Origin of the sequence: Nocardiopsis sp. TNDT3 (assembly GCF_003427465.1) — a bacterium.
Lineage (GTDB): Bacteria > Actinomycetota > Actinomycetes > Streptosporangiales > Streptosporangiaceae > Nocardiopsis > Nocardiopsis dassonvillei.
Window position 1 is genome coordinate 1 of record NZ_QPFC01000312.1, and the last position, 10,172, is coordinate 10,172.

At 73.0% G+C, this 10,172-nt stretch carries 11 protein-coding genes; 5 read left to right on the forward strand and 6 right to left on the reverse strand.

Annotated features, from left to right (window positions below):
* Positions 1-18 precede the first annotated feature (18 nt).
* The gene (locus DQW06_RS08370; protein WP_013155888.1) at positions 19-402 is read right to left on the reverse strand and encodes a helix-turn-helix domain-containing protein; all 384 of its coding nucleotides are present in this window, start codon (positions 400-402) and stop codon (positions 19-21) included.
* 188 nt (positions 403-590) lie between these two features.
* Between DQW06_RS08370 and DQW06_RS08375 the strand changes: the two genes are divergently transcribed.
* A complete protein-coding gene (locus tag DQW06_RS08375) occupies positions 591-1,190 on the forward strand; it encodes a hypothetical protein (protein ID WP_013155889.1) in 600 nt (199 codons plus the stop codon).
* A 120-nt stretch (positions 1,191-1,310) separates the two neighbouring features.
* Positions 1,311-1,580 carry a GlsB/YeaQ/YmgE family stress response membrane protein gene (locus tag DQW06_RS08380; RefSeq protein WP_013155890.1) on the forward strand — a complete coding sequence of 90 codons (270 nt, stop codon included), beginning with the start codon at positions 1,311-1,313 and terminating at the stop codon, positions 1,578-1,580.
* A gap of 90 nt (positions 1,581-1,670) precedes the next feature.
* Here DQW06_RS08380 and DQW06_RS08385 read toward each other — a convergent pair whose 3' ends face one another.
* The 5 genes from DQW06_RS08385 to DQW06_RS08405 form a co-directional block, all read right to left on the reverse strand.
* Positions 1,671-2,585, reverse strand: coding sequence for a Gfo/Idh/MocA family protein (locus DQW06_RS08385; RefSeq protein WP_041553373.1), 915 nt, complete (start codon positions 2,583-2,585; stop codon positions 1,671-1,673).
* Positions 2,586-2,688: 103 nt separating this feature from the next.
* The gene (galK, locus tag DQW06_RS08390; protein ID WP_071621101.1) at positions 2,689-3,828 is read right to left on the reverse strand and encodes a galactokinase; all 1,140 of its coding nucleotides are present in this window, start codon (positions 3,826-3,828) and stop codon (positions 2,689-2,691) included.
* Positions 3,829-3,859: 31 nt separating this feature from the next.
* The gene (gene galE, locus DQW06_RS08395) at positions 3,860-4,822 is read right to left on the reverse strand and encodes a UDP-glucose 4-epimerase GalE (protein WP_071621103.1); all 963 of its coding nucleotides are present in this window, start codon (positions 4,820-4,822) and stop codon (positions 3,860-3,862) included.
* Positions 4,819-5,901, reverse strand: coding sequence for a galactose-1-phosphate uridylyltransferase (gene galT, locus DQW06_RS08400; RefSeq protein WP_013155894.1), 1,083 nt, complete (start codon positions 5,899-5,901; stop codon positions 4,819-4,821). Before galT ends, galE begins: the two co-directional genes overlap by 4 nt.
* Positions 5,898-6,695: a DeoR/GlpR family DNA-binding transcription regulator gene (locus tag DQW06_RS08405; RefSeq protein ID WP_019609372.1), complete on the reverse strand. Its 798-nt coding sequence runs from the start codon at positions 6,693-6,695 to the stop codon at positions 5,898-5,900. Before DQW06_RS08405 ends, galT begins: the two co-directional genes overlap by 4 nt.
* 208 nt (positions 6,696-6,903) lie before the next feature.
* On the opposite strand from DQW06_RS08405, the gene DQW06_RS08410 reads away from it, so the two are divergent.
* The 3 genes from DQW06_RS08410 (at position 6,904) to DQW06_RS08420 (ending at position 10,110) form a co-directional block, all read left to right on the forward strand.
* Positions 6,904-8,220 (forward strand): ABC transporter substrate-binding protein, encoded by a 1,317-nt coding sequence (locus DQW06_RS08410; RefSeq protein WP_013155896.1) that lies wholly within the window; start codon positions 6,904-6,906, stop codon positions 8,218-8,220.
* A gap of 109 nt (positions 8,221-8,329) precedes the next feature.
* Positions 8,330-9,214, forward strand: a complete 885-nt coding sequence (locus tag DQW06_RS08415) for a carbohydrate ABC transporter permease (protein WP_041553374.1) — start codon at positions 8,330-8,332, stop codon at positions 9,212-9,214.
* A complete protein-coding gene (locus DQW06_RS08420; RefSeq protein ID WP_117198244.1) occupies positions 9,211-10,110 on the forward strand; it encodes a carbohydrate ABC transporter permease in 900 nt (299 codons plus the stop codon). Before DQW06_RS08415 ends, DQW06_RS08420 begins: the two co-directional genes overlap by 4 nt.
* The last annotated feature ends 62 nt before the right edge of the window (positions 10,111-10,172 follow it).

Genomic DNA, 10,172 nt, shown 5'->3' on the forward strand with positions numbered 1-10,172 from the left:
GCCCCGGGGCCCGCCCCCTCAGGCGGCCAGCGACAGGACCCGGGCCTGGTGGGCGGGCGCGGTGGCGGGCCGGTAGTCGCCCAGACCGGTGCCCGTCCGGGTCAGCCGGGCTGTCACGGTGCGCTCGTACAGCCCGCCCAGCACGTCGGACAGGCTCAGCCCCAGGGAGCGGTAGACGGCGGCGAGCACCTCGGAGGAGGCCTCCTTGCGCCCGCGCTCGATCTCGGACAGGTAGGGCAGCGAGACCTGGGCGTCCTCGGCCACCTCGCGCAGCGTGCGGCCCTGTTCGTTGCGGGTGCGCCGCAGCAGGTCGCCGATGAGGTCGCGCATGAGGGGTTCCGGCGGCTCCTCGGCGCGCCTGCCCGCGCGGGCCTCGTCCAGGGAACTCAGGACGTCGGTCATCGGGCCTCCACGGTTGTCGTGCGCGACGGTCTCACCCGACGAGCCTACGCCGCCGCGGTCTCGCGGGGGAGTGCGTCCACAGGCGTTCTGCGAAGGGCAGAACCGTCCGGGCCGCGCGTGCGTCGCATCCGCTGTCGGGCACCCCGGCCCCCGCGCCGCGGGGCCGACGCCGCGGCCGAGGAGAGCCGGTGCCCCCGAGGAGAGAGGCCAGGGTTGTGGACACGACCGCCAGGACAGCCGGAACAGGGAGCCCGCCCCGGGAGGAGTTCTCGACCGCGCGCAGGCGCGTGCTGCGCACGCGCAGCCTCATCGCGCTCGGCGTCTACGCGCTGACCTGGGCCCTGGTGTTCGTGGTGCTGGCGACCGCGCACTCCATGGGCGCGCTCGCCGTCTCCCAGGACGGCATGGCCTCCGTGCTGTTGGTGAGCCTCCTGCTCGCACCGGTGCTGCTGTGGCTCGTGGTCAAACCGCTGCACGTGCTCGGCCGCGCGCTGACCCGCTGGCTCGGCGGCCACCGGGTGCTCTGGACGACGCTGCTGGTCGTGGCGGCCCTGGCCCTCGGGGTCGCCGCCCTGACCGCGCTCACGGCCGACCCCGCGCTCGGCGCGGTCGCCGCGGGGGATCTCGTCACGCCGCTGGCCGAGGGCGTGGCGCTCCTGTCCGCCGCCGCCCTGGTGGCGCTGCCGATGACCGTCCTCTACGCCGCCCTGCGCGTGGACCGGCCGATGCCCGAGTCCATCACGCGCGGCCTCCTCGCCCTGGCCCTCCAGGCGGTCGCGAACTGGTAGCCGGCCAGGCCACGGCCGGGCACGGAACGCGCAAAGCCTTGGTGCCGGGCGCGTGTCCCGCGTGTTTTCGCCGTCACCGAGCGGGCAGGGGGTGAGGGCGTCAACATCCGGGAGGAACAGATGGAGATCACCGGAATCATCAGTGCGATCATCGTCGGCCTGATCGTCGGCGCACTGGGACGCCTCATCGTCCCCGGCAAACAGCACCTGCCGATCTGGCTGACCCTGGTCCTGGGCATCGTGGCCGCCTTCATCGGCGGTTGGATCGCCGCGGGGCTCTTCGGCGCCGGGTGGATCATCACGCTGATCATCCAGGTGCTGGTGGCCGCAGCGATCGTCTACCTCGCCGACGGCTTCTACTCCAGGGGAGCGAAGGGCCGCACCGCCTGACCCCGCGGCCGACGAGGTCCGGAGAGGCACCGCCGCCGCACCGGAGGCCGACCCGCGAGGTCCGCCTCCGGGCGGCGCCGTCCCGTGCCGCTAACCGAGCGCCTCGTCCACGCCCACGGCCCGGCCCAGGCGCACGGAGGCCTCGGCGGCCTCCAGCACGGCCACCACATCCCGGCCGAAGCGCACGTCGCAGGGGTCGCCGACCTCTCCTTCCACCTGTGCCAGCAGCCGGTCGACCGCCGTGCCGAACGCCTGCACCGGGCTCCGGTCGCCGCCGGGCACCGGCACCCAGCCCCGATCGCCGTGCAGCACGACCTCGAAGGCCTTGGCCTCGGGCGCGGCGTCCACGGTCACCGCGAACGAGCCGACCGCGCCGCTCTCGTGCCGCGTGAGCATGTGCACGGTGTCGCGCGGCCCGGCCATCGCCGTCACCTGCGTGACCGGGCCGAGCACGGGCAGCACCAGCGACAGCACGTGCGGGCCCACGTCCCACAGGCCTCCCTTCTGCTGACGCCAGCGCGAGCCGCCGTAGGGGTTGCCGGGCTCGAAGATCGAGGCGAACAGCGTCGCCCGCACGCCGTGCCAGCCGCCCTCCGCCGCGGCCGAGTCCACGAAATCCACCACGTTGTCCGAGAAGCGGCTGGTGAAGAAGACCACCGACGCCAGCCCGCGCGCCTCGGTCTCGGCGACCACCGCGTCCGCCGCCAGGGTCGACAGCGCCAGCGGCTTGTCCAGCAGCAGGTGCTTGCCCGCCCGGGCGGCGCGCAGGGCCAGGTCGCCCTGGATGTGGGGCGGCAGCGCGATCGCCACGGCGTCCACGTCGTCCAGCAGCGCCTCGAAGTCCTCGTACGCCCGGGTCCCGTAGCGTTCGGCGAGCGCCGCCGCCTTGACCGCGTCGCGTCCCCACACCCCCGCCAGGGTGGCGCCGGGGTGGGCGTCCAGCGCCGCGGCGTGCGTCTCCGCGGCCCAGTAGCCGGTGCCCAGCAGACCGAACCTGAGTCCCATGCGTGCTCCCTCGTCCCTTGTGTCCACCGTCTCACCATTGTCCATGGAAGCGCTCCCACACTCCCGGTCGGGGCCGATCGCCCGCGGCTCCCCGCCCGGCGCCTCAGGGGTGCAGACGGCGCGCCCCCGCGGACGGCAGGGCACCGAACGCGGCCGGTTCCTCGAAGCCCCGCTCCCGGTAGGCCTCCAGCACCGCCTTCCCGCAGGCCTCCACGCGCCCGGTCTCCACCAGGGCGACCACGCACCCGCCGAAGCCGCCGCCGGTGATCCTGGCCCCCAGCGCGCCCGCGGCCAGCAGCGCGTCCACCGCGGTGTCCACCTCGGGCACGCTCACCTCGTAGTCGTCGCGCAGCGAGGCGTGGGAGGCGGTGAGCAGCGGCCCCACCTCCCGTGTGCGCCCGGACCGGAGCAGGTCCACGGCCCGCAGCACCCGCTCGTTCTCGGTCACCACGTGGCGCACCCGGCGGCGGGACACGTCGTCGGGCAGCGCGGCCAGGGCGCCCGGCAGGTCGGTGACGTCGCGCAGGGCCGCCACCCCCAGGACGCGCGCGGCCTCCTCGCACGAGCGGCGGCGCTCGGCGTAGGCGCCGTCCACGTGCCGGTGCGGGGCGCGGGTGTCCACCACCAGCACGGTCAGCCCGTCCGCGGAGGGGTCGAAGGGCACCTGCTCGGTCTCCAGGGTGCGCGTGTCCATGAACAGGGCGTGCCCCTCGGTGGAGAGCATGGACGCGGACTGGTCCAGGATCCCGCAGGGCATGCCCACGAAGTCGTTCTCCACCCGCTGGGCCAGCCGGGCCACCCCGCCCGGCGCGAGGTCGGCCCCGTACAGGGAGGCCGCGGCCATGACGGCCGCGCACGACAGCGCGGCCGACGAGGACAGGCCCGCCCCGCTCGGGATCGTGCTGTCCACCAGCAGGTCCAGCCCGTCCACCGGGTGGCCCTCGTCCCGCAGGACCCACAGCGCCCCGGCGGGGTAGGCGGCCCACCCCTCCACCGCGCCGGGGACCAGGTCGCCCACCGGGCCCGCGTACTCCTCCGGCGACTGCCGGGAGAGCAGCCGCACCCGCCCGTCCGTCCGCCGGGCGGCCGAGGCCGTCAGCGCGTGGGGCAGGGCGAAGGGGAGCACGAACCCGTCGTTGTAGTCGGTGTGCTCGCCGATGAGGTTGATCCGCCCCGGCGCGGTCCACACGCCCTCGGGCCCGTACCCGAACGCCGAGTGGAACGCGGTCGTCACGTCGTCCACGAGGTCCTGCCTTCCTGCTGTGCGATGGGGGTCAGGCCGTGCCGCGCCGCGCCAGGACGAACTCCCAGGCGTCGGCGACGGTCTCCTCCAGCGTGCGCACCGGCGTCCAGCCCAGCTCCTGACGGGCCCGGTCGTTGGCCGCGACCAGGACGGCCGGGTCGCCCGCGCGGCGCGGGCCGTCCACCACGGGCACCGGGCGGCCGGTCACCCGCCGGACCGCCTCGATCACCTCGCGCACGCTGTGCCCGCCGCCGGTGCCCAGGTTGTGGACGCGGAAGACGCCCGGGCGCACGCTCTCCAGGGCGCGCAGGTGCGCGTCGGCCAGGTCGGCGACGTGCAGGTAGTCGCGCACCGCCGTTCCGTCCCGGGTCGGGTAGTCGGTGCCGAACACGCTGGCGTGCCCGTCCCCCTCGGCGGCCACCCGCAGCAGGTTCGGCACCAGGTGCGTCTCGGTCTCGTGCCGCTCCCCGAAGCCCAGGTGCGCCCCCGCCACGTTGAAGTAGCGCAGGCTCACCGCGCCGACACCGTGCGCCGCGGCCCACGACTCCAGCATGTGGTCGACGGCGAGCTTGCTCGCGCCGTAGGGGCTGGTGGGCACCGCCGGGTCGGTCTCGCGGATCGGCGCGTCGCCCGCGGGGTCGCCGTAGACGGCGGCGCTGGAGGAGAACACCACGCGCCCCACGCCGTGGCGCCGCACGGCCTCCAGCAGGGCCAGCGTCCCCGACACGTTGGTGTGCCAGTACTTGCCCGGGTCCGCCACCGACTCGCCCACCAGGGACTTGGCGGCGAAATGCAGCACGGCGTCCACGGACGGGTCCAGCACGTCGGCGGCCTCGCGCACGTCGGCCACCACCAGCCGGGCCCCCTCGGGCACGGCGTCCGCGTGCCCGGTGGACAGGTCGTCCAGGACGGTCACGGCGTGGCCGGCCCGCAGCAGCAGGGCGGTCACCACGCTCCCGACGTATCCGGCGCCCCCGGTGACGAGCAGCCTCACGGCGCGACCTCCCGCAGCCGCTCGGCGACGGTCTCGGGCGCGACGTCGCTGATGAACGCGCCCATGCCGGACTCGGTTCCGGCCAGGTACTTGAGCTTGCCCGGCGCACGCCGCACCGAGAACAGCTCCAGGTGCAGGTGGGCCAGGTCGCGCCGGTCGCGCACGGGCGCCTGGTGCCAGGCGGAGATGTAGGGCAGGGGCGCGTCGTAGAGCGCGTCGAAGCGGCGCAGCAGGTCCAGGTAGAGGCGGCCGAAGTCCTCGCGCTCCTCCTCCGACAGCGCGGGCAGGTCGGGCACCTGCCGGTGCGGGTACAGGTGCACCTCCACGGGCCAGCGGGCCGCGGCCGGGACGAAGGCCGTCCAGTGCTCGGTCCTGGCCACCACCCGGATCCCGGCCTCCTGCTCGGCGCGCAGCACGTCGGCGAACAGCGAGCCGCCGGTGCGCTCGCGGTACTCCTCGGCGGAGTCGAGCATCCGCCGGGTGCGGGGGGTGACGAAGGGGAACGCGTAGATCTGTCCGTGCGGGTGGTGCAGGGTCACCCCGATCTCGGGCCCCCGGTTCTCGAAGCAGTACACCTGCTCCACGCCCGGCATCGCCGACAGCGCCTCGGTCCGGTCGATCCAGGCGGCCATGACCGTGCGGGCCCGCTCGGGGCCCAGGTCGGCGAAGGACGCGTCGTGGTCGGAGCCGAAGACGAGGACCTCGCAGCGGCCCGCGGCCACGCGCCGGGACGGCTCCAGCTCCCCGACCCCCTCCAGGGCGCGACCGTCGTCGCGCACCAGCGAGGGGAAGCGGTTCTCGAAGGCGACCACGTCGTAGGAGGCGGCCGGGACCTCGGTCAGGCGCCCCTCCGCCGAGGGGCACAGCGGGCAGTCGTGGCTGGAAGGCAGGTGGGTGCGGCCCTGCCGGTGGGAGGCCACCACCACCCACTCGCGCAGCAGGGGGTCGAAGCGCATCTCCGCGCCCGTCGCGGACGGGGGCAGCTCGCGCAGGTCGGGCGCGGGTTCGCGGGCGGTGTCGCCCTCGTCGAAGTAGACGATCTCGCGGCCGTCGGCCAGCCGGGCCGAGGTCCTCCTCATCCGTCCTCCCTCTTCCTCGGTCGCACGTCGGCGACCACCAGGCGGCCCACGTGCTCGGTCAGCGCGGCCCGGACGGCCGGGTCGGTTCCGGAGTCGGTGACCAGCACGTCGCAGCGGTCCAGCGGCGCGATGGTGCTGATCCCGACCGTGCCCCACTTGCTGTGGTCGGCGGCGACCACGAGGGAGGCGGCGGCCTCCACCAGGGCGCGGTTGGTCTCGGACTCCATGAGGTTGGGCGTGGTGAACCCGGCGCGCTCCTGCATGCCGTGCACGCCCAGGACGAGGACGTCCAGGTTGAGGCCGCGCACGGAGGCGAGCGCGAGCGGGCCCACGAGCGCGTCGGAGGGCGTGCGGAAGCCGCCGGTGAGCGCCACGGTCTGGTCGGGCCGCGCGGCCCGGTGGAACACCTCGGCCACGCGCAGCGAGTTGGTGACGACCGTCAGCCCCGGCGTGTCGGTGAGGTACTCGGCGACGGTGGCGGTCGTGGTGCCCGCGGACAGGCCCACGGCGCTGTGCGGCTCGACCAGCTCGGCCACGGCCCGCGCGATGGCGTGCTTCTCGTCCTCCTGACGGGTGGACTTGGCCTCGAAACCGGGCTCCTCGGTGCGCGCGCCCTCCGGTGCCACGGCCCCGCCGTGCACCTTGCGCACCTCGCCCCGGCTCTCCAGGGCGTCGAGGTCGCGGCGCACGGTCATGTCCGACACCGAGAGGCTCTCGACCAGGTCGGCCACCCGCACCGCCCCGCTGCGCCGCACCTGTTCGAGGATCAGCTCCTGCCGTTGCGCAGCCAGCATCCGCCCCCCAGGCATGATCGAAAATGTGGGAATGTGTTGGATCCAGTGTTCCAGGTTCCCCTCCGGTGTCAATGGTACCCACCCTCTCGCCGGAAAACTGTTGGAAAACGTTGGGACCTGTTGACAGAGCCGGGGGTGCGTGTCGAACATATTAAAACGTTCGTGTGACCGCCTTCACATCAGTTCACCCCCTTCGAAGGAGGCCCCCATGCACCACGGACCACCGGGATCGTCGGGACCGCCCGGCCCGCCGGGCCTGAGGCGCCGCACCCTGCTGCGCGGTCTGGCCGGCGCCGGAACGCTGCTGGCCCTGCCCTCCCTGGCGGGCTGCGGAGCGGGCCGGCGCGGGGACCCGAACCTGGTCACCCTCGCCTCCAACCGGGCCAACCCCGCCCAGCGCGAGGCCGTCGCCGAGAGCGTCGGGCTCTTCGAGGCGGACTCCGGGCTGACCGTGGAGGTCAACACCTTCCAGTCCACCGCCTTCCAGGAGAGCGTCAACAACTACCTCCAGGGCACCCCGGACGACGTCATCGGCTGGTTCGCTGGCTACCGGACGCGCTTCTTCGCCGAACGCGGCCTCATCAGCGACGTCTCCGAGGTCTGGGACCGCCACTTCGGGGACGTCTTCACCGACCAGGTGCGCGGGCTGTGCACGGCCGACGACGGCAAGCAGTACATCGTCCCCGACTCCACCGCGCCCTGGGCGGTCTTCCACCGCAGGAGCGTGTTCGAGGAGCACGGCTACGAGGTCCCCGCCACCCGCGCGGAGTTCGAGGAGCTGTGTGTGCGCATGCGCGCGGACGGGCTCGAACCCCTCGCCTCGGGCATCCGCGAGGGCTGGCCCGCGATGGGCATGTTCGACCACCTCAACCTGCGGCTGAACGGCCCCGAGTTCCACCTGGAGCTGCTCAACGGCGACCACTCCTGGGACTCCGCCGAGGTCAGGAGTGTCTTCGGCACCTGGGCCGAGCTGCTGCCCCACCACCAGCCCGACCCCCTGGGCCGGGGGATCAACGAGGCCCAGACCGCCCTGGTCCGGCGCGAGGCCGGGATGATGCTCTGCGGCATGTTCATCACCCACGTCTTCCCCGAGGGAGAGGACCTGGACGACCTGGACTGCTTCGCCTTCCCCGAGTTCGACCCCGCGATCGGCGCCGACGCCGTCGAGGCGCCCATCGACGGGTTCATGCTCTCCGGGGACCCGCGCAACCCCGACGGGGCCCGCGAACTCGTGGGGCACCTGGGCACCCTCCGGGCCCAGGAGATCTACACCGCCATCGACCCGCAGGCGCTCCCCACCCACCTGGACGCCGACACCAGCGGGTTCAGCGCCCTCGACGCCAAGGTCAACGACATGGTCGCCAACGCGGGAGCGCTCACCCAGTACATGGACCGGGACACCCGTCCCGACTTCGCGTCCGTCGTCATGATCCCCGCGCTCCAGCGCTTCCTCGAACAGCCGGACGACATCGCCGACCTGACCGCCAGCATCCAGCGCCAGAAGGTCTCCATCTTCGGCGGCTGAACCAGAAGGGAGAGCAGGTGTGGTGTCGAACGCCCCCTCACCGCCTCGAAACCCGACCCCGGGGTCCGCGCAGGCCCCGCCCGGCCGGTCCCCGCGCGCACGCGGGAGCATGCGCCACAGCCGAGGGGACCGGATCGCCCTCGGCCTGATGCTGGGCGTGCCCGCCCTGCTCGTGGTGGGCCTGGTCTGGCTGCCCGCGATGGCCACGGTCGTCCTGTCCTTCACCCGCTGGGACGGCATCGGCGGCCTGGACACCATCGAGTGGATCGGGACGCGCAACTACACGGACGCGTTCACGATCTACCCGCCCTTCGCACCGGCCCTGCGCAACAACCTGGTCTGGCTGGTAGCGCTGTTCGCGGTCCCCACCCTCCTGGGGATGTTCCTGGCCGTGCTGCTCGACCGCGAGCTGCGCGGCGGTTCGGTCTACCGGAGCGTCTTCTACATGCCGGTCGTGCTGTCGCTGGCCCTGGTCGGGTTCATCTGGCAGCTCGTCTACTCCCGCGACCAGGGGCTGCTCAACGCCTTCCTCGCCGTGGTCGCCGACGTTCCGCCCGTGGACTGGTTCGGCGACCCCGAGATCAACCTGTACGCGGTCCTGGTCGCGGCCGGGTGGCGGCACACCGGCTACATCATGCTGCTCTACCTGGCCGGGCTGAAGGCGGTCGACCCCTCCCTGCGCGAGGCCGCCGCGATCGACGGCGCCGGGCCGGTGCGCACGTTCACCAGGGTCGTCTTCCCGGCCCTGCTGCCCATCAACCTGGTCGTGCTCGTCGTGACCGTCATCGACGCGCTGCGCGCCTTCGACATCGTGTGGATCATCAACCGCGGCCGCAACGGCCTGGAGCTGATATCGGCGCTGGTGACCTCCAACGTCATCGGCGAGGCCAGCCGGGTGGGCTTCGGCTCGGCGCTGGCCGTGGTCATGCTGGTGATCTCGCTGGTGTTCATCGTCGTCTACGTGTCCACCATGCTGAGAGGGGCCTACCGGTGACCGCCACGACCCTCCCCGACGCCTCCCGGCGGCACCGCCGCCCCAGGGTCCGCCCGGCCCGGCTGGTGCTGCACGCCTTCCTCGGCGCCACCGCGCTGGCCTGGTTCTTCCCCATCCTGTGGGCGCTGGTCAACTCGCTGCGCGACTACGAGTACACCGCCCTGCACGGCTACCTCTCCCTGGGCGGGTTCACCCTGGACAACTACGCGCGGGCGTGGAACGAGGGCGAGCTGCCCGGCTACTTCTGGAACTCGCTGGTCATCACGGTCCCGGCCGTGCTGCTGACCCTGTTCCTGTCCTCCTGCGCGGCCTTCGTGCTCTCCAGCTACTCGCGCGGGTTCAACCTGACGATGCTCGCCGTGTTCCTGGCCGCGAACCTGCTCCCGGCCCAGGCGCTGCTCGTCCCGCTGTTCCGGCTCTACACCTCCATCCCCCTGCCGTACTGGATCAGCGAGTCCGGCTCCCTCTACGACAGCCACATCGGCGTGGTCCTCATCCACACCGCCTTCCAGATCGGGTTCTGCACGTTCGTGCTGAGCAACTTCATGAAGGCCATGCCCGCCTCCCTGCTGGAGGCGGCCAGGGTGGACGGGGCATCGGTCTTCCAGCAGTACTGGAGGGTGGTGCTCCCGCTGTGCCGCCCGAGCCTGGCGGCCCTGGCCACCCTCCTGGTCACCTGGATCTACAACGACTTCTTCTGGGCGCTGGCGCTGCTGTCCAGCGGGGACAAGCTGCCCATCACCACCGCGCTCCAGAACCTCCAGAGCGCCTTCTTCGTCGACTACAACCTGCTCTCGGCCGGGTCGATCATCGTCGCCCTGCCCACGCTCGTCGTGTTCTTCGCGCTGCAACGCCACTTCGTCGCCGGACTCACCCTGGGAGCGAGCAAGGGTTGACTTCCTCTCCTGCCGGAAGGCAGGAGATTCCGGAACCACCTACCGGTGGTTCGAGGCCAATG

Coding starts and splice junctions, on each gene's coding strand:
- DQW06_RS08370 (WP_013155888.1), bottom strand. CDS start 402: ATGACCGACGTCCTGAGTTCCCTGGACGAGGCCCGCGCGGGCAGGCGC.
- DQW06_RS08380 (WP_013155890.1), top strand. CDS start 1,311: ATGGAGATCACCGGAATCATCAGTGCGATCATCGTCGGCCTGATCGTC.
- DQW06_RS08385 (WP_041553373.1), bottom strand. CDS start 2,585: ATGGGACTCAGGTTCGGTCTGCTGGGCACCGGCTACTGGGCCGCGGAG.
- galT (WP_013155894.1), bottom strand. CDS start 5,901: ATGAGGAGGACCTCGGCCCGGCTGGCCGACGGCCGCGAGATCGTCTAC.
- DQW06_RS08405 (WP_019609372.1), bottom strand. CDS start 6,695: ATGCTGGCTGCGCAACGGCAGGAGCTGATCCTCGAACAGGTGCGGCGC.
- DQW06_RS08410 (WP_013155896.1), top strand. CDS start 6,904: ATGCACCACGGACCACCGGGATCGTCGGGACCGCCCGGCCCGCCGGGC.
- DQW06_RS08415 (WP_041553374.1), top strand. CDS start 8,330: ATGCGCCACAGCCGAGGGGACCGGATCGCCCTCGGCCTGATGCTGGGC.